A 24,980-nucleotide genomic window follows, 5' to 3' on the forward strand; every position below is an offset into this window, starting at 1 on the left:
AGGAATCGGGAATAATATCTCTGATTCCTTTTTTTATGGGGGAATTCGACAAAATTTGGGGAGTGACAGGCACCGATTAATGGTATAGTTAATGTGGTAAATTTTTATTTGTGTTAGTTGGAGATGATTAAGATATTTATTTTATACTTTTTAATCGGCATTACTGCTTCATTGTTAGGTGCTATGGCTGGATTAGGCGGCGGAATCATTATAAAACCTGTGCTTGATTTATTTGGTCATTATGACTTAGCAACAATTGGCGTTTTATCAGCTGCTACTGTTTTATCAATGGCCACAGTGTCGTTAATCGAAGTGAGACGCATGGATGCTTCTATTGATAAGACGATTGGCTTACTCATTGCAATAGGGTCGATCTTAGGAGGCTTTTTAGGAAAGGGTTTATTTAACTTTTTAGTCATTGAAGTCAGTGCAACGAATGGAATAGGTATGTTGCAATCTGGATTATTAGCCATCATTTTAATTATTATTTTTATATACATGAGATACAAAGGATTGATAAAAGCCTACCGCTTGAATAACAAAGGTATTATATTAGCGGTTGGAATTCTATTAGGGACAATATCCTCCTTCCTGGGCATCGGAGGCGGACCACTAAATGTCGCTGTTCTTTATTTGCTTTTTTCGATGAATGCTAAGAATGCCGTTGTAAATTCAACATTTATCATATTCTTTTCACAACTGTCTGCACTCGTCTTGTTAGCATTTACGACAGGGTTTGCGACTTATGATTTATCGATGATCGGTTACATGATTGTTGGTGGAATACTTGGTGGCTTTATGGGCAGCAATCTCGTAAGGAAACTTTCCAATAAACGGATTGAAATGATATTTAATGTAACGATTCTTATGATTATTTTAATCAACGTATATAATTTTTTTATGTATTAACAGGAAGGCGAAAAATTACATAAAAAGATCCCAGCAGATGGATAATCCGCTGGGATCTTTCATTTTATGTTGAGCGGCCGAGACTATTCGACAAATTTCGGGGAGTGACAGGCACCAAAACTATTTCTGTACGATAACTTGGTGCGGGTATGGGATTTCGATGTTTTGTTGATCGAATATTTCTTTGATTCGTTTTTTCATATCACGTTCACATTCCCATTGCAGTCCATTTTCAGTTTGGCCTACAACACGGAGAACAACGTCGGATGTACCCAAGCTTTGTACACCGATGGCATTTGGTCCATCCTTAAATCGTTCATCCAGTTGAAACTCTGCGCAAATGTTTTCCAAAACTTTAATTGCCTGGTCAATATCCATATTGTAACTGATGCCAATATCCACGAGGGCACGCATATTACCGCGCGAGTGATTCGCCACCCCTTCAATATAGCGGTTTGGTACATAATTTAACGTTCCATCAAAGCTTCTTATTTTAGTAGTGCGCAAGCCGATTTCTTCGACAATACCGTCATAGCCAGCGGTCGTAACATAATCATCCACTTCGATTTGACGTTCCAACAGTACAAAAAATCCGGTTACAATATCACTGACAAGGCCTTGTGCACCAAATGCGATTGCAAGTCCAGCCACACCAGCCCCAGCGATAATCGGACCAATTTCAATTCCTAATGTTGTTAAGAGCATGACAATTAATATAAAAATCATCACATATGAAAATAAATTAACTAATAGTTTTTCCAGCGTTTTCATTCGTCCAGGCGACGTTTTCTGTCTAGCGGACGCCTTATTTAATGCTCTCTCAATGAGTTTCTTACCTATTGGGACGGTAATTGCATACAAAATAAGTAATAAGATGATTTGCCCGATAACCGGTATTGCCGCTCCAAGTATTTCCCCGATCTCAATTGTATATCCAAAAATATCCATAATTACTCTCCCTCTACTACTAGATGTAAATATCGTAGCGGAATTTAAATAGGAGTTCAATAGATAGAACAAAATATCGACACTATTCAACAAAATTCGGGGAGTGACAGGCACTTTTTTCGGGAGTGCTACCTATTCGTCAGCGGGATATATGATTCCGGCATCTTTTCGTGCTGCTTCGAGAACTTCAACTACAGACTTCGTATAATCCAATAAATCATAGCATCGGTCAAAGTCTTTTGCTTGATAAATCTTCTGGATTTCAGCTACTTCATAATAGAGGCGGTTCGATTTCGTCTGCGCGTTCAGCCTTACTTCTCGGTCGCCAATTGTAACAATAACCTCCTGACAGCCGTTTGCACCATTTACGACATTCAAGTAGCCCTTTTCACCCTGGATCATCGCAAAGTTCATACTCTGTGCATCTTTAGCACCAACACATTCAGCAATAAAATTGGGATACTTCATAACTGCAACACCTGAGGTATCAATCCCATTTTCATGCTTATTTGCTGTATAACTCACTGATTTTGGAGAGCCGAAAAGATTCATCACAAAATGCAAATTATAAATGTTGATATCCGCTAACGCACCTCCTGAGAATTCAAGGTTAAAGACATTCGGTGTTTCGCCATTCATCAGTTTTCCGTATCTGCTGGAAAACTGACTGTAATTACATTGAATTAATTTAATTGGGCCAAGACTACCAATATACTCCCGGATTAATCTATAATTTGGCATATGTATCGTTGAAATGGCTTCAAAAATCATTAACTGCTTTTCTTTCGCCAGCTCGCTTAACTGCTCCGTTTCTTTTGCAGTTGACGTAAATGGCTTTTCAACAATCACATTTTTCCCATGTTGAAGCGCAAGGTATGCCTGTTCAAAATGCAAACTGTTCGGTGATGCGATATACACAAAATCAATTGCCGTATTTTCCATCATTTCTTTCATATCGGTATAAATCGCCGAGATGTCGAATTTATCCGCCAATGCCTCAGCCGTCTCCTCATTTCTGGAGTATACCGCCACACATTGCATCCCATTAACCTCTTCGACAGCTGACAAAAATAACTCTACAATACTGCCCGTTCCAATCGTTGCTATATTCAAAATGAATCACTCCTCCATAACGCATAACCATGTAATAAATATCTCCCCCATTATAACAGAGGAAGCACGGGGACGGTTCTTTTGCTTCCGAGTGCCTGTCACTCCCCGGTTTTTGTCGGATATTGTTGAAAAATATTAATTTCTAATTACAACGCTACACTTATCATTTAACTAAATTTCTCTTACCAATGAGGATGCAAAATGAATAACTTGTTTTGTTTGTTCATATAACAAGCTCTCTGCTTGTGCCATGCATTGTTCAAGTGTTAAGGGTTTATTAATAATGGAAAAACATCCGGAGAATCTTTCTCTTAAAATATTCAAGTCTCCGGTAAGGCTTCCAGATACCAGTACTACTGGCACCTCATATTTCTTTGCTAACAAAGCAACATGGCCCGGTGCTTTACCGTATAATGTCTGTTCATCGCTTTGACCTTCTCCTGTGATAACAATATCCGCATTTTTAATCGCCTCTTCCAACTGCATCGTCGTCGCCAGTAATTTTGCCCCTGAGACAAGATCTGCTCCAATAGCAAGTAAAGCAAATCCAACTCCACCTGCAGCTCCTGCACCAGGAAAATCTTTTAATGATTTTTCTGTTGCTTTTTCTATTAAACTTCCATATGCATCAAGGCTTTTATTATATTCATATACTTGAGACTGACTTGCTCCTTTTTGGGGGCCGTATACGACACTTGCTCCTTCACTTCCACAAAGCGGATTATTCACATCACATGCTACTTTAATATCAGTAGCTGGAATTCGTACATCTAAATCTGCAAAACTAACTTTCTTAACCCGATGCAAATCGGCACCAAAACCTTTCAACTTATTGCCTTTTTCATCCCAAGCCTTCATTCCTAAAGCCAATAACATTCCCAAACCACCATCATTGGTAGCGCTACCACCAAGGCCAATAATAATAGAAGTACACCCTTTATCCAGCGCATCCCGTATAACCTCTCCGAGACCAAAAGTAGTTGTGTAGTCAGGATTTCTTTTATCTGTTGGAACCTGGACAAGACCTGAAACAGTTGCCAACTCAATGACTGCCTGCTTGGAATCCAAAATGGCGTAGGAAGTAGTGATCTTCTCTCCCAATGGTCCTGTACAGTCGATGGATATCCTTTCTCCTTTTATTGAGGATAACATCGCATCAATCGTACCCTCCCCACCATCGGCCATTGGTTTTAACATCACTGCATGGGTATTATTAATATCTATAACAGCTTTCTTCATCGTCTCTGCTACCTTTGAAGCTGTCAGACTTCCTTTGTATGAATCCGGTGCGATAATTATATTCATAGCGATCCCCTCATTTATTACCATTTAACTACATAATAATAGCGTTTACAATCATATGATCATCTGAAGATATCTACTTTTTAAACTACTATTTTTGTACATTTGCACAAAGTTGTCTATTCCTAATAATCTTTAAAATACATGCATCATGGAATTTCCTTGGTTCCAGACCAACTTTTTTATAAATTTGGTCGAGTCGGTAAATAAGTGTATTACGGTGAACATGCAAATCTTCTGCAGTTTTTTTAATAGAGAGATTCATATGCAGAAAGATATCGATGGTTTCGAGATAAATTTCGTCCAGATTTAGTAATGACTGTTCATACCCAGTACTAACACGCTTGTATTCATTTTCGTCAATTGCCGCGATTAGTCTTTCCAATTCCCAATCAGCACTATTGGATATTCTCTGATCTCTCTCCGCAAAAGATAATGCCTGCTTTGCCAACATATACGAATTACGTATCCCAGGAAGTCCAAAGCCTGTTTCACCAACTCCTATTTCGGAATCCTTACCCGTCATTCCCAATAGCATTTCACTAAACAATTCCACCCGATCGAAGCTTGCCGGAATCGTTATAATGATTTCATTTTCAAAAAAGGGCATGGTAAATAATGTATTCAATTTCATACTTGTAATTTCTCTTCTAATTATTGCCAACACATCACGCCCTATTTCCCCATATAGTACAATAACTCTCCAATCTGACCGGATGTTAACCTGAAGCGAATAGTCCGCTGCTTCCTCTAATTCCGCTTGATTAAAACCACTAGGATGTAATAATTGCTGTAACCAATAACTCAACTGTGTTTCTTGAAAATATTCTTGTCTTTCTATATGGAGCTGTTCCATGACAACCTCAACAGCTGTGAGAATGATTCCAGTAAATTTATACATTTCTTCCGGGTTACCACTGACACCAACGACACCCGATATGTTTTCATTATTTATTATTGGAAGATTGACACCTTGTTTTGTACCCGGATAATCCGTTAATAGCTGCTCATCAATAATCAATTCCTGTTTGGTATGTAATACTTCAACAGCTCCTGCATGAATTTCCCCTATTCTACCCAAATCGGTACTTGCGACAATCTTTCCATCCTTGTCCATAATATTGATATCTATTTCCGTATATTTAGCAACTCGTTTAATAATTTCCTGTCCTAGATTGCTTGTGATTTGCAAGATTAACCCTCCATCATTTTATAACACACTTCATCCTGAAAAATTCAGACTATTTTCCATAATCTTACCAAAAAAATGCAGAAAAAAGAATAAACTCAGCTATTCCTTTCCTGCATTTCTATACCTTTATTTGAATTTCACACCATATAAGCTACTTATTTTTTATACGTATTTAACACAGCTTTATGTAAAATATTTACTCCATTTAGCAATGCTTTCTCATTAAATACCATTTTAGGGTGGTGTAATCCTGGTTCGAGATCACAGCCTAATCCTAACATTGTTGCTTTTAATGAAGGTTTTTTTATCGTATAAAAATGAAAATCATCGCCACCTGGAGTAATCAATGGCGGGTTCGTATTTTCCTTACCAATCGTTTCTTCAATCGATTGGCGCATAATGGAAATTGCTTCATCATTCGTTTCCGCAGCAGCAATCCCACCTACATTCGTAATATCAATATCCACATCATACAAATTACGAATCGATTCAAATATACTATTGACTTTCTTCTCTAATTGGGCGATCAATTTATTATTTTGTGCTCGTAAATCAAGAGAAAAGGATGCATTGCCCGGGATGATATTTGTGTTTTTTCCACCAGCCTGGAATTTAGTCATTTTAACGGAATGTGGGACACGTGGGTCGAGATGAATCTGGCTGATCATATTGACAATTTGCGCTCCAATCTCAATCGCATTGTGATTAAGATGAGGTCTTGCTCCATGCGCATCATCCCCCTTAATGTCAGCACTGTACATTTTCGTAGCACCGTGGACAATGACAGGGGTTGCTTGCCCCATTTTCGCTTCCTGTGAAGGCCTTACATGAACACCGAATAAATAATCCACATTATCTACAACTTGTTTCTCTACCATTTTTAAGGCACCTGTACCATTTTCCTCTGCAGGTTGAAAAATAAATTTAACGGCAACTTTTTCTGTTAATTCCGGATTTTGCTTAAGCTTCCATAATACGCCTAAAACCATTGCCATATGTGCATCATGTCCACAAGAATGGTTTGCCTGATATTTTCCATCTACTTCCTGCCATAATGCATCCATATCTGCGCGAATTCCTACCACTGGTAATTTTTTGCCAAAGTTTCCATACTCCCCAATTACACCAGTACAGTCATCAAAAACAGTAACACGACAGCCACTTTCTTCCAATAGGCCCTTAATATACTTGGTCGTTTCAAACTCTTCCCAGCTGATTTCTGCATGATGATGTAAATAATGAAAGGTGTCTATCACTTTTTGTTCAATCGGATTGTCCATTATTCTTCGCCATCCTTTATAAAGTATTTATATGTTGGTTGTATTTTCCCGCGATCTTCTGTACGGTTAATTATCTCAAATAACATGGAATTAATGAAAGACATTGTTAGAGGTCCTTTATTTAATAATGTTTTCGTATCATGAATCGTAAGTGAAATAACAGTGTCCGCATGGTCTGTTATCGGGGAGGCCCAGGAATCAGTAATCACAATGACGTTAATTCCCTTCTTCTTCGCTTCTTCTGCAAGCCGGATTGTGTCTAACGCATAACGGAAAAAGGAAAATATAACGATGCATGATTTTTTCGGTAACAAATCCAGTAAACCAGCATCATTCTCCGGACGATATAATGTTGCATTTCCTAAGATGTAATTTAAATTATAGGAAAACCAATGGGCAAATGTAAATGAATGATAATAACCGGCAACGATTATTTTTTCAGCGTTTATAATTTTTTCCACAGCTTCATCCACCGCTTTTACATCCATTTTTTCCATATTCATTTTTATGTTCGATATGTCATCCCTCATGCTGCTTATATACGGATTTTCGGTGCTTTCTGTTTCTGCATCTTCAGAAGAAGGTTGATTAAGATTCAGCAAATGGGTCCGTACTTCTTTTTGTAACTCACTAAATCCATTGTACCCAATTTGATTACAAAATCGAATAATCATCGTTTCACTAACACCTATTATTTCACCAACCTTTTTTGCGGGATGAATAGCAAATATCATCGGATCGGAAATGATATGATTAGCAACTTTTTTCAGTCCCTTTGTAAGGGTTGGAAGCATTTCCCTTGTTTTTTTCATATAATTATTATTTTTCATCATTTCACCTTTTTGAAGTATTTGCATTATTTACTATTGATTTGAAGTATAAACATCAATATAATTTAGTGCAAGTTCGATATAAGCAAGATGGCGAATCTTGCAATTGCTGGTGTACCGTGGACGAAATGGATTAAATTTGCATTTCCATTAGTAATGATCTGGTATCTAATTGGTATCCTATTCTTGGTCATTGCAGTTATGATGAATTGGGGACCAATGTAAAATAAAAGGAGCATACTGACATGAAATTAACAGAAATCAATGTTTATAAAGTTAATATGAAAATGAAAAATCCATTCACGACAAGCTTTGGGACCGAACATGACCGATTTTTTTTGTTAGTGGAAATTAAAAATGAAGAAGGCTTATCCGGATGGGGAGAATGTGTCACCTCTGAGCAGCCACTGTATATAGAAGAATTTACAGAGTCCAGCTGGATCATGCTTCATAAATTCCTTATTCCGCTTATTTTAAACAAGGAAATCAACCATCCCGATGAGTTACAGGAATTTTTCAAACACTACAAACGCAACAACCTAGCGAAGTCGGCACTCGATGCTGCGGTTTGGGATTTATATGCGAAGTCAAAAGGCATGACGCTAGCTGAGGCATTGGGTGGAGATAAAACTTCCATTGAAGTCGGAATCAGTTTAGGAATTGAGGAAAATATCGATACCCTGCTTGAGAATATTAAGCAAAAAACAGAAGAGGGTTACAAGCGAATCAAAGTTAAAATCAAACCAGGTAAAGATGTCGAAGTCGTAAAAATCATTCGTGAACACTTTCCCGATATTCCGTTGATGGTAGATGCGAATTCCGCATATACACTGGATGATATCGATACATTAAAGCAATTGGACCAATTTAATTTAATGATGATCGAGCAACCATTAACTGCCGGCGACCTGATCGATCATGCGAAATTGCAAAAAGAATTGAATACACCGATTTGTCTCGATGAAAGCATTCATTCCTATGATGACGCACGAAAAGCAATCGAGCTTGGCAGTGGCAGAATTATAAATATGAAGATAGCTAGAGTTGGTGGGTTAACGCAGGCGAAAAAAATTCACGACCTGTGTGAGAAGGCCGGGATTCCAATGTGGTGTGGTGGCATGCTTGAATCCGGAATCGGACGAGCACATAATATTGCCATCACTTCCCTAGCAAACTTTACGCTCCCAGGTGACACGGCATCATCTTCCAGATATTGGGATAAGGATATTATTGAACCAGAAGTTGTTGCCCAGCACGGCGTGTTACATTTACCAACGAAACCTGGTATTGGGTATGATGTGAATTTAGATGAAGTTAGAAAACATACGATTGAAGTAAAGTCTTTTAACTAATTAAAAATGAAATAAATGTAGCCCCACCTAATAAAAGGCGGGGCTTTTCATCTTGAGCTCGACATAATATGACAAAAACCGGGAAGTGACAGGCACTATGTGTTTTATGTGTTTGCGGTTAGATAGTTTAAGACCGTTTTTGTCAAAATTGCCGCCCCAATCGGTAAACAGCTTTCATCGATATCAAAAATCGGTGTGTGCAGATCGCGTTTTACTCCATCCTGATACGCACAGCCAAGAAAGAACATTGCTCCAGGTACTGTATTTGCCATATGGGAAAAATCTTCCCCTGCCAATCCAAAAGGAATATCATTAATCGCAAGCATGGGATCGAGTTCCTGTATCGACTTTTTCAGAACACGGTTAACATCCTTATGATTAAATAATGCAGGCTCTCCTTGCGTTGTTTCGAAGGTATAGGCACCACCGAATGATTCGACAATGGAAAAGGCATTTTTTAAGCGGTGAATTAAATCATTTCTCACTTCAGGCGTGTAACTTCGCATTGTTCCTTGTAAGAAAACTTCTGTTGGGATAATATTGCTTCTTGATCCTGCTTTTATCTCTCCGATACTAATGACCGCAGCTTCCAGTGGGGAAATATTTCTGGCCACAATTCCATGGATGGCTTGCAGCACAGGACCCAACATCCAAATTGGATCTGTTCCAAGATGCGGATATGCCCCGTGCCCCCCTGAACCTTTAATCGTCGCTTGAAAGACATCGACATTTGCCATGCTATACCCATCATGAACACGTACATTCCCAACCTCATACTCCGGATCGACATGCAGGGCAAGCACACAATCCACCCCATCCAATACTCCTGCTTCAATTAAATAAGGCGCACCGCTTTTTCCGAACGCATCCATATCCTCTTCGGCTGGCTGAAAGATAAATTTAACCGTCCCTTGCATATCTAAGGATGTGTTCCAGATTTCACCGAAAAGTTTGGCGACCGCGATAACGATTGCTGTATGTGCATCATGACCACATGCATGCATCACACCTTCATTTTTGGAAGCAAAACAATAACCGGTTTCTTCCCGAATCGGAAGTGCATCCATATCCGCACGAATAGCAATTGTCGGACCTTCCCCGAGTGATAACGTACCAATAACAGATGTTTCTGCACCCACGCCCTTTTCAACTCGCATCCCCTGAATTGCTGTCAATTGTTCATAGATAAAATTAGCGGTTTGATATTCCAAAAAACTCAGTTCCGGATTGCCATGAATCTGTCTGCGCCAACGGGTTATACTTGGTGTTATTTTTTGGATACGATTCCGTAGCTCTGAGTTATTCAAGCGACTCACCTTCTCTTAACTTCCAAGTGATACAGAACTTTTTTCCAAAATGGCAAATGCTTGCTCCAGATCTTGAATTAAGTCTTCTGTATCTTCAATCCCTGCTGAAAGCCGCACCAGCCCTTCTGGAATCCCCATTTTGGCTCTTTCTTCTGGTGTACATTCAATATGGCTTGTCGTCCGTGCCGGTCCGTAAGTTGTTTCGACCGCCCCTAAATTGGCTGCACGATTCGCATAGGTTAAATTAGGAAGAAGAATCCTTACTGCATCCATCTCGCCTTTTAGCGAAAAGCTAAGCATACCGCCGAACCCCTTCATTTGTTTCTTTGCAATATCATGATTCACATGTGTTTTTAAGCCCGGATAATACACATCTTTAACGAGATCCTTTTTCTCTAAATACTTCGCAAGCTCCATGGCATTTTTTTCCTGCTGGATAACCCGCAATTTCAACGTCTTCATTCCTCGCAATAATAAATAGGCAGCCCACGGATCAAGTGTCGCTCCATTGATTTCCCGGTAATGAAAAATCGGTTCAATCAATTCCTTTGACCCACATACAACTCCGCCAAGGGCATCGGCATGACCACCTAAAAATTTGGTTGCACTATGAAGAACAAGATCTGCACCGAGTTCGAGCGGGTTCTGGTTAATCGGGGTTGCAAATGTATTATCAACGATGACAATCGCACCTGCTTCTTTCCCTTTTTTCGCCATCCGCTCAATATCCGTTATTTTCACGGTTGGATTTGTAGGGGTTTCCAAATAGAGTATTTTACATCCCTTCTCCACTTCCGCTTCAATTTTTTCGTGATCACCAGTTTCACAAAGCGCAACGTCCACATGAATATTCGGTAAAAATTCCGTGAAAATTTTATTGGTGCCTCCATACGTATCTTTAATGGAAACAACACGGTCACCAGGTCTTAATATCGTATACAATGTGTTACTGATTGCTGCCATGCCTGTTGAAAAGCTCGTCGCTGCTTCTGCCCCTTCCAAAATACGAACCTTTTCTTCAAAAGCCTGCACCGTTGGATTCGTGTTTCTTCCATAAATATGACCTTTCTTTTTACCTACTGCAACATCAAACCATTCATCCATATCGTCATAGTTATAAGCGACACTTACAATGACTGGAACTTGCGTCGCTCCATGTACGAGTACTTCCTCTTCCCCTGCCCAAACCGTTTTCGTGCCGATTGTGCCTTGGTTCTTCTTTGTCATGTAATCAGCCTCCCATTAAAGATTTGTTGTTTCCTGTAACCGCCCGTAGGCAAACCTTGCAATGACGGTATCCTGAACACCTGTACCCGTTAAATCACAAATCGTAATTTGCTTATCATTCCGGCGGCCTTTTTTCATGCCGGATGTGAGTTCACCCAATTCGATAAGGCGCGGATCCGCAGACGTCACAATCCCTTGTGTAATTGCGTGATGAAGTTCCCCAAGCCTGAAACACTGTGACTGCACATCACATACAATAACGTCCGCCTTCTGGAACACCTTGGCATATAGTTCCTGCTTATGGCTCGCATCAGAACCCATCGCGGTAATATGAAGCCCTGGATGCAACCATTCTGCCTTAATAAGCGGTTCCGTAGCAGGTGTCGTCGTCACAACAATTTCGCTCATCTTTATTACTTCTTCCACACTCTCCGCAATGATCACTTCTTTCCCAAGTTTCTCGCTTATCTCGGCGGCATACTCTTCTGCCGACTCCCGCTTTCGACCATATACATAGATGACATCGAAATTCCTTACGAGTAAAAGTGCCTCCATTTGATAACGGGCCTGTGTACCGGTTCCAATCACGCCAACGCTTTTTACCTGTTCTTTAGCCAGATAGTCAGCAGCAACCGCCCCAGCCGCAGCAGTTCTTACATCAGTTAAATAGCCGTTATCCAGCAGAATCGCTTCCGCAAGACCCGTCTTGGAGCACAATAAGAGCATCATGCCACTTAAACTTGGCAAACCGAGGGATTGATTATCAAAAAAACCCGAAGAAATTTTAACAGCAAACGTATCCAGTCCCTTTATATAAGCTGTTTTCACATCCATTTCCCCATGATGTTCGGGAATTTCCATCGTCAAGATTGGCGGTAAGGTCACGTTTTCACTGGCTAATGCAGTGAACCCTTCCTCCACGATTTCAATCGCTTTTGAATTCACATGGACAAACTTCCGGATCTGTCTTTCATCAAATATTTTCATACATACCTCCCAGCTTAAAAATCTTCCCGGAAGGTTTGACAAACAGCTGTCTAGGAAAATTTGCAAAGACTTCACAGCCCGTTTCCGTTATGCGAATCGATTCACTAATTTCCACGCCGTACTGCGCAAGCCAGATTCCAGGAATCACATGGAATGTCATATTTGGCTGTAATACTGTTTTATCTCCTGGGCGCAAACTTACGGTATGTTCCCCCCAGTCAGGCGGATAATTGAGTCCCATCGAATAGCCGATACGGGTATCTTTAATAAAGCCACTTTTGGCAATCGATTTGCTCCAAACTGCTTCGACCTCCTCTGCTGTCATTCCCGGTTTGATGGCATCAATCGTCGCATTTAACCCTTCGATAACAACATCTGCCAAATACGTTACCTTTGGATTTGTTTCCCCAATAAAAACAGTCCGGGATAGTGGTGAATGATATCGTTTATAACACCCAGCCAGTTCCAGGATGACGGGATCTCCGGATTTATATGGTTCATCCGTCCATGTTAAGTGCGGGGTCCCTGTCTTGATGCCAGACGGGAGAAGCGGCATGATTGCAGGATAATCTCCACCGTAGCTGGCGGTGCCGCTTATTTGAGCATGCATGATAGCGGCAACAACATCACACTCCCTTACACCAACCTCAATTGCATCGATTCCTGTCTGCATCGCCTTCTCTACAATTTTCGTAGCATTTCGTATATAATCAATTTCCCGAGCTGATTTGATGATTCGAATATAATTCACCAAATTGGTAGCATCCTGGAAAGTTGCTTGTGATAGTTCTGCTCTTAATCTGGTATAGCACTTGGCAGTAAAGTAATACGTATCCATTTCAATCCCAATCGTCGCATTTGCCTCACCGATTTCTTTTAAAATATTGGAAACAAAGTCCATTGGATGCTTTTCCGTTGAATGTACAAAGTCATCCGGATAACCAATCAGATGGCTATCACCTAACCATGTAGTTGCCCGTGCCCCATTCAAATCCTGGCCTCGCCCAATCCAAAATGGCTCCTCTTCATCTATGAGTATCATTAACAGTTGGTGTACATAGAAGGTCCACCCATCATACCCTGTTAAATAATTCATGTTTGCCGGGTCAGTTATCAATAGCACATCCAAACCTTTTTCCACCATTTTTTCTTTCGTCTTCCGAATCCGCTCCTTGTACTCCATATTTGCAAAAGCAGTCATCTTCCAAACCAACCCCCTTATATATGCGATTACATAATAACTTATTAATTAAATTGAATTATTACAATTATCTTACAACTTATACTCCAAAAATACTATTCACCATTTTGTATGATTTTATTAGTCATTTTTATAACGGTAAACTATTGAGTTACGTTTTTAAATTTTTCTGGAAATTGAGATAATTATATGTCAGAATACATTTTATAGGAAACATCGAAGGGGGATTTACTCATGGCAGGTCCATCAAAGGAAAAAAAGACACTTCAGATGACCGTGCAAGCTGTTTGGGAGGCCAAACAATCGATTCAATCTGTTGTAAAAAAAACGCCACTTATTCATTCGAAGAAACTTTCCGCGCAATACGGGGCCAACATTTATTTAAAGTACGAGCATCTTCATGAGAGCAATGCCTTTAAAATAAGAGGTGCTGTCAACGCCATCAATCACTTAACCGCGGAAGAGAAAGCACTTGGGGTCACTACTTTTTCAACCGGAAACCACGGTCTTGCTGTTGCCCTAGCTGCTAAAAAAATGGGCATCCGCGCTTGTATTTGTGTGTCAAACCATGTCCCGATCGTAAAATTAGCTGCGATCAAAGCATTAGGCGCTGAACTGGAGATTTATGGAGATGGACAGGATGATGCTGAACAACGCTGTTATCAACTAGAAAAAGAACAAGGCTTAGCGGTTATTCCACCGTTCGATCATCCATATGTCATCGCAGGCCAAGGAACGATTGCTCTTGAAATACTGGAAGATTTACCGGCAGTTGACTGTGTCATTGGCGGATTATCAGGTGGCGGCCTTCTGTCCGGCATCGGTTTAGTAATGAAACATACCAATCCAGATATTAACGTATTTGGAGTCTCTATGGAAAAAGGGGCTGCCATGCACGAAAGCTTACAAGCTGGTAAAACCGTATCCGTTACAGAGGAGTCCACACTCGCAGATAGTTTGTTAGGAGGAATCGGTTCTAATAATCGCTACACATTTCAGATGATTAAAAACTATGTTGACAAATCTTTCCTTATCCCCGAACAGTCGATTGCAAAAGGGATGGCCTACCTTTATAAAGAGCATCACATCATGGTAGAAGGTGCTGCAGCGATTGGTGTTGGTGCATTACTCGATGAATTATTTCCGATTGACCAGCAGGAAAATATTGTTCTGGTCATAAGTGGTTGTAATGTTGACGCCTCCTCCCATTTTAAAGCAATAGAATCCTATATTTAAACATATATATATGAATAGAAGGAGGTCATTACGTTGCAATATACCGTGAAGGATTTAATTACCAACCCCTTATTGAATTCTGCCAATCTATTGGCCGCTGAAACAATTATTTCCTCGCAGCCCATTGACTCGGTTACCGTAATGGAAATGCCTGTCGAGGATTTTGTTAGGGAAAATGAACTCGTGTTAACGACGGCGATAGGCTGTGGGAACAACCCTGACCTTTTCCTTTCCTATGTCGAAGCCATTTGTAATGCTGGCGCTGCCGCAATGGCCATTTCCACGGGCAGGCATGTTTTAGAAATCCCACAGCAAATAATCAGCTATTGTCAAGGACAGAACTTTCCGCTTATTGAATTGCCATGGGAACTCCGATTTGGCGATATTATTAAAATTACCTTGGAGCAAATTAACCAATGGGAGCAAAATTCTCAAGGGAAAGCAGATATCATTCAACGTAAGCTACTTCAATTGTATTTGGATAATCAGTCACTCGATGAGGCGGTATCTTATTTATCGCAGGAACTAAAAATGGAAATTTTTGTAGAAAACGATGATACCGGATGGCTCGACACGAAGTTAATCGAATCCGAATCACTCCTACCCTCATTCCACCAAGCAGAACCAACCATCAACCATTTAAAGGATGGCCACTTTACACAAACATTACCAATGCATCTTTCAACACAGGAATCCTATCATCTACATCTTCAATCCAAATCACCAACGGCAACACCAATTCCGTGGTTCATCCTGAATCAAGCCGTCACGATTCTATCACTATGGATTCTTAAAGAACAATCCAAAGTAAATCAGCAAGAGAAGGAAAAAGAAGAGTTTATGCAAATTTTATTGAGTGGCGACTGGAACGCAACAGGTAAAAGTGAGTTTACGAAGCAAGCGGAAAAGTTAGGTTTTAATGTGCAGTTATCCTATGTATGCATGGTCGGCTATCCAGAGAATCTCGTTGAATTTTATACAATTTCAGGCAGTGACTCCATCCATCAAATTGAAAAAACATTTAAACGATCCGTATCCAATATTCTCGAGTCCTCAGCTACATTGCTTCAGAAAAAAGTGATTTATACATTTCAGCGTCATTTTGTCATCGTCTTTTTAGAATGTGTCGAGGAAAATATAACCCAACAGACCCACCTCTTTTTGGATAAAATGGATATAGCTGTGGGGAAAAATGAGATTCCCGCATTTTCTTGGGGCATTGGGGAAAACCAGGCAGGAAAATTTACCTTCCACCAAAGTCATCAAAACGCCAGAACTGCACTGGAAATCGGTAGAAATCACAAAGGGCCAGGTCTTCGGTTCACCTATGCGAACACAGGAATCTATCAACTGCTCGCAGCCCTTATGAATAACCCATCAGCAACTGAAATCATGCATGCAACGATTGGCAATATAGCATCCTATGATAAAAATAAAGGACTGGATTTACTGCACACTCTCGCAACTTATATCTACCATCAAAAAAATGTCAGCCAAACAGCCCGAACACTATCCTTACATCGCCAGTCACTTTTATATCGCTTGAGGAAAATTGAAAAACTAACAGACCGCTCCCTCGACGACCCCGACGACGTATTTCTACTAGATTTATGTCTAAAACTATGGAAAGTACGATTTGAAAGAGGATAAAGAAAGGAAGCATGGGGACGGTTCTCCTGCTTCCATTTTCGACATTATGTGACAAAATCCGGGGAGTGACAGGCACCGAATGGTTCGGTCTTGGCGGGTCGGGTGGAGAGTGCTTTCGCGAAAATAACATTGGAAATCGCGGAATAAGTCGTACGATACGCCGATAAATTTAAAATTACGTGGATAAACGAGCTGAATCCGCGGAATCAATTCCGGAAACCCTTAAATAGCGCTTGGCTGCACGCGATTGGAACGCGATTGGAAGCAAGAGAACCGTCCCCGTGCTTCCACACGTGCTTCCAATGAAAGAAGAAAAACAGCCTCCCACCCAGGTTTTGCGGTGAGGGCTGTTTTTAACAATCACAATCAAACAAGCAATTCACGATGACTTCCTATTTCGGAAGCAAGAGAACCGTCCCCGTGCTTCCTTGGGGTTATTGCGACGTGTTCGCCGATTTGGAATTTTTCCTGGAGTGGTAGGTGGGCTACGATTACTTTTCCGTTTACGTCGATGGAGTAATGGTATTCTTTTCCTTGGAATTGTTTTGTAATGATTTTTCCTGTTAGTTGCTTATCATTTGGTTGCGAGAGATTGATTTGTTCAGGACGAAGCGGATAGATATTTTTATCCTTTAATTGCTTCGAAAATCCGTCACCCTCCCAAACGACCGGGCTATCCATATGTGAAAACGCAGAACCATTCCACCTACCTTCAAAAAGATTCGCTTTTCCGACAAAAGTGGCTACAAACGGTGTTTCAGGATGATAATAGATATCTTCCGGCACACCGATCTGTTCAATTTTCCCACCATTCATTACGACAATTCTGTCAGCCATTGCCAATGCTTCACCCTGATCATGTGTCACATACAGTATGGATGCTTTAGTTAATCGATGTAGTTTTTGAATTTCATGACGCATTTCCATTCGTAATTCAGCATCCAGGTTACTTAGTGGTTCATCCATAAGCAGCAGTTTTGGTTCCGGGGCAATCGCACGGGCCAGGGAAACACGCTGTTTTTGTCCGCCAGAAAGTTCACCGGGCATCCGCTTCTCTAAATTTTCAAGCCCAACAATTTGTAATACTTCCTCAATGCGCGCAGCCGATTTCCCTTTCCAACCCTTGTCGACAAACCGATGATAATCCATCGCAAATTGGATATGTTCCCGTACATTCATATGTGGCCAAAGTGCAAAAGACTGAAATACCATGCTAACATTTCGTTGTTCTGGTGGAATAACTTTCTTGGAATTGGCAGCTTCTTTTCCATCGATTTCAATCGTACCATCCGTTGGTGATTCAAATCCTGCTAGCAGACGCAATAGCGTCGTTTTCCCACAGCCCGATGGACCTAAAATCGCAAGAAATTCACCATCCTTCACGGTTAAATCAATATGGTGAAGCGCCTGGAATTTGCCGAAATTTTTATTGATATTTACCATTGTTGTGCTCATTTACTTTTTACCACCTTTCTTTTCCAAACGGCCTGTCCTGCAAATAAGATAAAATAACCAAAGATAATCAATACGACAATAATACTAGAAAAGGCAGTGGAGTAGAGGGTATATCCAGACTGCTGAAAACTTAAGATAGATACACTGATCGTCTCCGCTTTCGATGAATATAGTAGTGAGGAAACGGTCAATTCGGTTAACGCACTCAAGAAGACAAGCATTGCTCCACTTAAAATACCCGGGGCGATTAATGGAACCATAATTTTCTTCCATTTTCCAAACCCATTGGAACCATTAATGCGTGCTGCTTCTTCAACTTCAATATCAACCTGCTGAAAAGCTGTAATCCCACTTCGCACTTGTAAAATTAAAAACCGGGTTATATAGGCGATATAAAGAATTGCTGCCGAACCATAAATACCAGGATTCCACCCAGGAATAGGCTCCATCCAGGCAAAAATCATAGCCAGCGCCAGTACCGTTCCAGGCAATGCATAAGGAATCGTAATTGCATTTTCCATCAGCTTCGTTGTGAAATTGGCTTTTCTCACACGGTAATAGGCAAAAATCGTTCCCGCAATGATCCCAATAAATGTTGTTACCCCGGCCAATTTTACACTTGTTAAAATCGAATCAATCGTTGACTCTCTAGTTAAGATATACTGATAGTTTTCCAACGAAAGGTTCTCCATTACAAAATCCAGACCATATGCCTTTAAAAAGGAGGTCATGACCATTGATATTAGAGGAAAGATACTTGTCATGGCAAAAAACAGCCAGATCAAGATTTCGACAGTGAGCCTACCCTTTCCTAAATAATATCGGGGTTTATAATCAATTTTGGTTGTTTCAATTCGCTTTGTCTTTCTTAATAGCACCCATTGCAAACTGATTCCCATGATGGCAACCACACCAAGAATCACGGACAGGACAGCAGCTTCATGAAATGCCGAGGTCCCAAATCCGATTATTTTTTGATAAATGTACGTGGAAAGCACGGAAATATTTGCTGGGGTTCCTAAAAAGGCAGGAATTCCGAAATTATCCAATCCCCCTAAGAAGGCGATGAATGAACCACCAACAATGCCTGGTAATGCCATTGGTAAGACAATTTTTGAAAAAGATGTCCACCGTGATGCTCCCGAAACCCGTGCAGCCAACTCCATTTCACGTGGAATTTGCCGAAAGACATTGACAGTGAATAAGTAAACGAGTGGAAAATGACTGATTCCCATAACAAAAATGATTCCCGACATACTGTATAAATTCCACCCAGCAATGTTAATGGATAAGCCCTCAAGGAGGTTCTCCACTAAACCAGCAGATCCGAAAAATTGTACCCAAGCTAAAGACGTTATGTAAGATGGAATGATAAATGGGAGAAATACAAATAACTGTACAACATTTTTCAAGCGAATATCTGTATAGGCAACAATCCATGCAAAAACGGTACCTAAAATTAGAGAAATCACTGTCGAACCAGCAACTACAAAGAAGGTGTTTTGTAATACCTGCCATGTCCGTTCATCTTTTAAAATAGCTTCATAGTATTGTAGACTGATACCTTGATCACTTGTAAAGCTCATTATTAATAGGCGAATGATCGGTACAATAAAAAAGATAATTACTAGACCGATAGCAATCATTTTGTACATATTGGGGTTAAAAAAGGCAGAGGAAATAGCGCGGGGACGCTTTTCCTCCTGATTAAATTCATTCTTTGTCTCTTTGTTCGTCAATATCATCACCCTACAGTTCCGTTAGAGTTTACTTTGAAAATATTTCGTCAAATTGTTCTTTATCTGCTTCACGGTTTTGATATAAATCATCTATTGGTGCGCTTAATACCTCGAATTCCTCCAAAGCTTTTAGTCCTTCTGGAGCGTCAATCCCTTCACGTATTGGCGTATAACCAATCTCAGCCTGTAGTGTTTGCCCCTCTTCGGAAAGAACGAAATCAACAAATGCTTTTGCAATGTCTTCCTGTTCTGTATTTTCCATAATACCGATTGGTTCTGTAATAACCGGTACGCCTTCTTCTGGATAAACCAATTCTACCGGGGAACCATCATTTGCAGCACGTGCGACTAAATAATCAACTACCATGCCGTACGATTTTTGACCAGATGCCACATTTTCTACAACAGCACCATTTCCCTCTGTAATCATTGGATTATTCGTTTTGATTTCTTCATAGAAATTCCAACCAAAAGCATTATTGCGCGTAAATATACCAAGATTGTAAGCTGCTGCACCGGAGTATAACGGACTCGGCATAACAACTTGATCCGCTGCTTCTTCAGATGTGAGTACCTGCCATGAAGTTGGTGCTTCTGTGACATCTTCCGTATTAATTACAAGTCCAGTTGCCATGATTTTTGTTCCTGTGTACGTACCATCTGCATCCACAAACTCTTCCGGGATAGTTTCTGCTTCAGGGGAAACATATTCCATTAACATATCTTGTTTTTTCAAGCCTTCAAATGTGACAGCGTCTGCTACTAGCAGGACATCAGCAACAATGTCTCCAGCCTGGTTTTCCGCATTGATTTTACTAATTACTTCTTCTGTACCAGAGCGGAAAATATTGACTTCAACATCTGGATATTTTTCATTAAATGATTCTACTAATTGTTCCGCGTCCACATCCGGTTGGGACGTATAGAATTCCAGTTCTCCACTCATTTCACCGGATTCATCGGATGATGCGTCTGCTGCTGTTTCGTCCTCTGTACTGTCTCCACAAGCTGCAAGCAATAGAAGTAACATGGTAAGTAGTAGAAATAGACTTTTTTTCATTTAGTTCTCCTCCTGAATATAATTCATTTTATTGAACCAGCGGCTTATTTGATCGATTTTTCGTTTCTGCGTATTCTTTAGATCAATCGGTGAGACGGTAATATAACCATCTTTCAATAGTTGATAATCGGTTCCTTCATTCACTTTTAAGTCCTGATAATTATCTTTCAGCCAATAGTAATCCTGTCCCTGTGGATCATTTAATGCGACAAAATTATAACGGGAGATGGACAGATCCATCGGTACGACACAAACTCCTTTGCAAAGCTCCTTGGATGTATAAGGCAAATTAACATTGAGCATGACATTTTTCGCTATTTTATTCTGTAGAATCACCTCCACAACATTGTAAAGCAGCTGCTTCACAATACCGAATTTGATTTTAGTCGTCTTAAACGTTTCTAAGGAAACCGAGACAGAAGGAACCTGGTACAGCATAGCCTCTTGAGCTGCAGCAATCGTTCCGGAATAATACATATCCCGACCGACATTTGGTCCAATATTGATTCCCGAAAAAACAATATCCGGTTTTTCCTTCAGCAGTACTTCCATCGCAAGTTTTACACAGTCTGCTGGAGAACCATTTACCGCATATGCTTCCGCATTGGGAGCAAAGTCAATTTTTTTTAATTTCAGTGGCTGGCGTAATGTGATTTTATGGCTATAGGCACTTTTTTCCGTATCGGGGCAAACGATCACCACTTCGCCAAAATGGGAAAGTAAATCAGCCAGTGCTTCTACTCCTGGCGCAAAAATACCATCATCATTTGTAATTAATATTTTCAAACGTTTGTCTTCCTTTCTATCCAACCAGCGTTCTGTAAAAATGCTAGATGCTTTTTTAAAAAAGTTAATTCTCGTGAAGTATCCATCCCTTCCAGCACAACTGGAAAATCAGTGTTCGATAAGGAAGTTAGTACCGAGTCAAGATCAATTTCTCCTTCCCCGAGCGGCAGATGATACTGCTTCTTGCTGGAATCACTTAAATGAATACTATTTACCCGCTCCAACTTGTCTAAGTAATTGATGCTGTTTTCTTCCAAAGGTGTATGCGCAATATCCAACGTAACGTGCAGCCCCTGTCCAACTTGCTCGAGAAACGTATTCATGACTCTCGGATTCGTTATAATCTCTTTTGGAATTGGCTCCATTAATTCTTGAGAAAGAATGACCCCTTTGGCTGCAGCATATTCCACGAGCATTCTTGTGTTTTTTACCATTGCCTGCATATGTTCGTTGGCTAAATAGTTTTTCACCGTGAATCTGCCAGGATGAAAGGTCATATGCACAACCTGAAGTGCTTCTGCTAGATCAATAGATTTCTTTAACTCACGTACGGATTGTTCCTGAATTCCTTTGTTAATAGAACAAATATTCAAATCCCAGCTCGAGGCATGTAACGATAACGTGATACCTTCTTTATCAGCAGCGGAGCGAATTTCATAAGGATCTGATTGGTGATGGTAGATATGCTCCGCCCACAGTTCCAAGCCTTGTACCTTGTTTTCCTTTGCAATGGCTATCACTCCGATTGGGGGATAGTCCCAACATAAAGACGATGCAAAAAATAGTTTCATCGTGTCGAACCAACTCTTTCTAGCCAATGTTTTCTTGATATGTGATCTATTTGAATACTTCCTATTGGAAAAGGATTACGGGAATCTGGCCCATGACTATCGGAACCACCGGAAATCAGCAAGTGATGTATTTCCGCAAATCGCTTCCAGTATTCCACATCCTGCTCGCTATGTTTGGAGTGATACACTTCAATACCATCAATTCCATAGGAAAGGATATTTTTTTCATTGATGGAAAAAGGATATGCACCAGGATGGGCTAAGTAAGCTTCTCCACCACAGTCTTTAATTAATACAATGGCATCTTCAGCTGAGAAAGGCTCTCGCGTAATGAATGCTGGCTTTCCTTTTACTAAAAGGGAATCATAAGCATCTTGAGAAGTGGGAAAGTAATTTTTGTCATAAAGTGCGCTCGCAATATGTGTGCGTACAATAATATCTCCGTAGCTATACTTTTCTACGTCCTCAAATGTAACCATATAATCCAACTCATTCAGCCGATCAATGATTTTCCTTGCCCAGCGCTTGCGTTCTTCTTTCCGCCATGCAATATGTTTGACCATCCGAGGATGATTCGTGTCAAAAAAGTATCCAAGAATATGTAATTCATCGTCCTCACCGTCGGTATTCAATTCAATTCCTGGAATTAATTGAATGCCAAGCTTATTCGCCAATTCACGTCCCTGCTTATAAGCTCCTGTTTCATCATGATCGGTAAAGGAAAGAACCTGAATGTTTTCTTCTTTTGCTAAACGCAATATCTCCTCCGGCGTCTGTTCGCCATCTGAAAATGTAGAATGAATATGCAATTCCATTCTGTCCATCGAATCCTCCTCCCTCTTAACCTAACTTCATTATAAATAACGAATGTTAAGGACAATTAAAGTTGAATTTAAGAAACTATATTAGTTATGTAAATTGTATTTACAATTGGGTTATTTTACATAAATATCCAATTACAAATAAACCCTAATACGACGCACTTCACCCGAGTTTTACCTGCTACACCATTTTTATCATGTAAACCCAACATGAAGAATTTACAAAAAATTAACATCAGGAAGCATGGGGACGGTTCTCCTGCTTCCATTTCCATTTATGAATTCGTTGCAATGTTCGTTTTCCTAAATTCCATGATGTATTATAATGTTTAATGCATTAGAAGATAATGCTTTACTGATAAGATTACTTCAAGAGGAGAATGGAACAGCATGATTCGGCTAGCTACAAGTAAGGATTTAAATACTATTGTAAGGATTGCTAATAAAGCAATAGAGGTAATGAACGCTGAAGGAAGCAATCAATGGGATGAAAGTTATCCAACTGTTGATCATTTTACAGAGGATATAAAACATTCTTCTCTCTTTATATACGAGAATGCTGGTACTGTTTTAGGTTTTATTACGGCCGATCAAAACTTAGCGAACGAGTATGATACGTTGAAATGGAAACTTCCCAACGATAAATGTGGCACTTTTCACCGTTTAACTGTTGACCCAGGCCATCGCAAATCAAACATTGCCTCCATGATGATTACTTTTCTTGAGCAATATTTCAAACAGTTGGGTTTATCTGGTATGAAGATTGATACATATTCCATTAATGAAAAAGCAGAACGTTTATTTACGCAACTCGGTTATCAGAAGGTTGGAGAGTATTATATGAAAGAGCGGACTTTGCCGTTTTTGGGCTTTGAAAAGCGATTGTAACTTGGTGGTGGAAGCATGGGGACGGTTCTCCTGCTTCCATTTTCGACATTATGTGACAAAATTCGGGGAGTGACAGGCACCCAGATGGTTCGGTCTTTGCGGGTGGAGAGCGCATTCGCGGATATAACATTGGAAAGCGCGGAAATATCTTCATATTCGAGGAATAAGTCGTACACTATGCCGGTAAATTTAGAAATACGCGAATAAACGAGATGAATACGCGGAATCATTTCCGGAAACCCTTAAATCGCGCTTGCCTACACGCGATTGGAAGCAAAAGAACCGTCCCCGTGCTTCCTAGGTGAAATAGGTCTTTTGGATTATATCCTTTTCTATTAAATTAAATCATACTTAACTTCAAAAGAGAAAAATCAGATATTTTATTGCAAGGATATTGGGGGGTTATGGTTGTGAATTAAAATTTTTTAAACCAATTATTTATAGGCAATCGTACGAAAGTTGTTGACCGAGTGAAGGCGAACAAAAATACGGAGTCAAATTTATTACATAGCTATTCTGCTTTAGCAGCATATCATCCGAATATCATTATTCTATTTTCCCCAAATGGTGAAATAATCTCGAAGAACCATAGCGATGATATTAATGAATTATTAGGTTATTCACCTAATAATAAGTTAGATTTTAAAGAGATATTTTCTAAACATGCGTACAGGACTTTTGAATCAGCTTTTAAACGAACATTAAAAGGGAAGTCTGAAAGTCATGAAATCGAAATCAACCACAAAGATAGTGAGATCCTCTACCTCAACACTACTTTCATTCCTATAAAAGAGGGGAAAAATGCTGTAGAAGGCGTCTACTTAATAATTATCTTACTGAACAAAAAAGCTTACAACAGTCCCTAAGTCAAAATCAAAAACATTTAAATCATGCCCAGCAAATCGC

Annotated in this window: 23 protein-coding genes; 7 read left to right on the forward strand and 16 right to left on the reverse strand. The window is 40.0% G+C overall.

Annotation, left to right across the window (positions count from 1 at the left end):
- The first annotated feature begins 123 nt into the window (after positions 1-123).
- Complete coding sequence (locus ACHABU_RS06185) at positions 124-909, forward strand: sulfite exporter TauE/SafE family protein (RefSeq protein ID WP_435763400.1); 786 nt, start codon at positions 124-126, stop codon at positions 907-909.
- A gap of 120 nt (positions 910-1,029) precedes the next feature.
- Here ACHABU_RS06185 and ACHABU_RS06190 read toward each other — a convergent pair whose 3' ends face one another.
- The 6 genes from ACHABU_RS06190 to ACHABU_RS06215 all read right to left on the reverse strand — a co-directional run bounded on the left by ACHABU_RS06190 (position 1,030) and on the right by ACHABU_RS06215 (position 7,574).
- Entirely contained in the window at positions 1,030-1,857 is an 828-nt protein-coding gene (locus tag ACHABU_RS06190; protein WP_435763402.1) for a mechanosensitive ion channel family protein, read from the reverse strand.
- A 132-nt stretch (positions 1,858-1,989) separates the two neighbouring features.
- Positions 1,990-2,970, reverse strand: a complete 981-nt coding sequence (locus ACHABU_RS06195; protein WP_435763404.1) for a Gfo/Idh/MocA family protein — start codon at positions 2,968-2,970, stop codon at positions 1,990-1,992.
- A 171-nt stretch (positions 2,971-3,141) separates the two neighbouring features.
- Positions 3,142-4,275, reverse strand: a complete 1,134-nt coding sequence (locus ACHABU_RS06200) for a glycerate kinase (protein ID WP_435763406.1) — start codon at positions 4,273-4,275, stop codon at positions 3,142-3,144.
- An 88-nt stretch (positions 4,276-4,363) separates the two neighbouring features.
- A complete protein-coding gene (locus ACHABU_RS06205; protein WP_435763408.1) occupies positions 4,364-5,464 on the reverse strand; it encodes a CdaR family transcriptional regulator in 1,101 nt (366 codons plus the stop codon).
- Between the two features lie 155 nt (positions 5,465-5,619).
- Complete coding sequence (locus tag ACHABU_RS06210) at positions 5,620-6,744, reverse strand: M20 peptidase aminoacylase family protein (protein WP_435763410.1); 1,125 nt, start codon at positions 6,742-6,744, stop codon at positions 5,620-5,622.
- Positions 6,744-7,574, reverse strand: a complete 831-nt coding sequence (locus tag ACHABU_RS06215; RefSeq protein ID WP_435763412.1) for a MurR/RpiR family transcriptional regulator — start codon at positions 7,572-7,574, stop codon at positions 6,744-6,746. The genes ACHABU_RS06210 and ACHABU_RS06215 overlap by 1 nt, the downstream gene beginning before the upstream one ends.
- Before the next feature lie 90 nt (positions 7,575-7,664).
- Here ACHABU_RS06215 and ACHABU_RS06220 point away from each other — a divergent pair, with 90 nt between their 5' ends.
- Together ACHABU_RS06220 and menC are read left to right on the forward strand one after the other, a co-directional pair.
- Positions 7,665-7,799 (forward strand): hypothetical protein, encoded by a 135-nt coding sequence (locus ACHABU_RS06220; protein ID WP_435763414.1) that lies wholly within the window; start codon positions 7,665-7,667, stop codon positions 7,797-7,799.
- 20 nt (positions 7,800-7,819) lie between these two features.
- Positions 7,820-8,926, forward strand: a complete 1,107-nt coding sequence (menC, locus tag ACHABU_RS06225; RefSeq protein WP_435763416.1) for an o-succinylbenzoate synthase — start codon at positions 7,820-7,822, stop codon at positions 8,924-8,926.
- 104 nt (positions 8,927-9,030) lie between these two features.
- On the opposite strand, the gene ACHABU_RS06230 is transcribed toward menC, so the two are convergent.
- Genes ACHABU_RS06230 through ACHABU_RS06245 form a run of 4 tightly spaced genes read right to left on the reverse strand, consistent with a single transcriptional unit; the run spans position 9,031 to position 13,648 of the window.
- A complete protein-coding gene (locus ACHABU_RS06230) occupies positions 9,031-10,242 on the reverse strand; it encodes a M20 metallopeptidase family protein (RefSeq protein ID WP_435763419.1) in 1,212 nt (403 codons plus the stop codon).
- Between the two features lie 6 nt (positions 10,243-10,248).
- The gene (locus tag ACHABU_RS06235) at positions 10,249-11,460 is read right to left on the reverse strand and encodes a cystathionine gamma-synthase family protein (RefSeq protein WP_435763422.1); all 1,212 of its coding nucleotides are present in this window, start codon (positions 11,458-11,460) and stop codon (positions 10,249-10,251) included.
- Between the two features lie 15 nt (positions 11,461-11,475).
- Positions 11,476-12,447: a cyclodeaminase gene (locus tag ACHABU_RS06240; RefSeq protein ID WP_435763424.1), complete on the reverse strand. Its 972-nt coding sequence runs from the start codon at positions 12,445-12,447 to the stop codon at positions 11,476-11,478.
- Complete coding sequence (locus ACHABU_RS06245) at positions 12,434-13,648, reverse strand: M24 family metallopeptidase (RefSeq protein ID WP_435763426.1); 1,215 nt, start codon at positions 13,646-13,648, stop codon at positions 12,434-12,436. The genes ACHABU_RS06240 and ACHABU_RS06245 overlap by 14 nt, the downstream gene beginning before the upstream one ends.
- 234 nt (positions 13,649-13,882) lie before the next feature.
- On the opposite strand from ACHABU_RS06245, the gene eutB reads away from it, so the two are divergent.
- Together eutB and ACHABU_RS06255 are read left to right on the forward strand one after the other, a co-directional pair.
- Positions 13,883-14,884, forward strand: coding sequence for a hydroxyectoine utilization dehydratase EutB (gene eutB / locus ACHABU_RS06250; protein WP_435763428.1), 1,002 nt, complete (start codon positions 13,883-13,885; stop codon positions 14,882-14,884).
- A gap of 33 nt (positions 14,885-14,917) precedes the next feature.
- Entirely contained in the window at positions 14,918-16,534 is a 1,617-nt protein-coding gene (locus tag ACHABU_RS06255) for a PucR family transcriptional regulator (protein WP_435763430.1), read from the forward strand.
- 366 nt (positions 16,535-16,900) lie between these two features.
- Here the strand turns inward: ACHABU_RS06255 and ACHABU_RS06260 are convergent, their stop codons facing one another.
- The 6 genes from ACHABU_RS06260 to ACHABU_RS06285 are packed head-to-tail and all read right to left on the reverse strand — an operon-like array spanning position 16,901 to position 23,189.
- Entirely contained in the window at positions 16,901-17,989 is a 1,089-nt protein-coding gene (locus ACHABU_RS06260; protein ID WP_435763432.1) for an ABC transporter ATP-binding protein, read from the reverse strand.
- Positions 17,986-19,728 (reverse strand): ABC transporter permease, encoded by a 1,743-nt coding sequence (locus tag ACHABU_RS06265; protein WP_435763434.1) that lies wholly within the window; start codon positions 19,726-19,728, stop codon positions 17,986-17,988. Before ACHABU_RS06265 ends, ACHABU_RS06260 begins: the two co-directional genes overlap by 4 nt.
- A gap of 28 nt (positions 19,729-19,756) precedes the next feature.
- Entirely contained in the window at positions 19,757-20,788 is a 1,032-nt protein-coding gene (locus ACHABU_RS06270; RefSeq protein ID WP_435763437.1) for an ABC transporter substrate-binding protein, read from the reverse strand.
- Entirely contained in the window at positions 20,789-21,574 is a 786-nt protein-coding gene (gene surE, locus ACHABU_RS06275; protein WP_435763439.1) for a 5'/3'-nucleotidase SurE, read from the reverse strand.
- Positions 21,571-22,365, reverse strand: coding sequence for a sugar phosphate isomerase/epimerase family protein (locus tag ACHABU_RS06280; RefSeq protein ID WP_435763441.1), 795 nt, complete (start codon positions 22,363-22,365; stop codon positions 21,571-21,573). The genes surE and ACHABU_RS06280 overlap by 4 nt, the downstream gene beginning before the upstream one ends.
- A complete protein-coding gene (locus ACHABU_RS06285; protein WP_435763443.1) occupies positions 22,362-23,189 on the reverse strand; it encodes a PHP domain-containing protein in 828 nt (275 codons plus the stop codon). The genes ACHABU_RS06280 and ACHABU_RS06285 overlap by 4 nt, the downstream gene beginning before the upstream one ends.
- Before the next feature lie 387 nt (positions 23,190-23,576).
- On the opposite strand from ACHABU_RS06285, the gene ACHABU_RS06290 reads away from it, so the two are divergent.
- Both ACHABU_RS06290 and ACHABU_RS06295 read left to right on the forward strand, forming a co-directional pair.
- Entirely contained in the window at positions 23,577-24,074 is a 498-nt protein-coding gene (locus ACHABU_RS06290) for an N-acetyltransferase family protein (RefSeq protein ID WP_435763445.1), read from the forward strand.
- A 470-nt stretch (positions 24,075-24,544) separates the two neighbouring features.
- Positions 24,545-24,940 (forward strand): hypothetical protein, encoded by a 396-nt coding sequence (locus tag ACHABU_RS06295; RefSeq protein ID WP_435763447.1) that lies wholly within the window; start codon positions 24,545-24,547, stop codon positions 24,938-24,940.
- Positions 24,941-24,980: the final 40 nt, after the last annotated feature.

Origin of the sequence: Oceanobacillus sp. CF4.6, from assembly GCF_051262635.1 — a bacterium.
Lineage (GTDB): Bacteria > Bacillota > Bacilli > Bacillales > Amphibacillaceae > Oceanobacillus.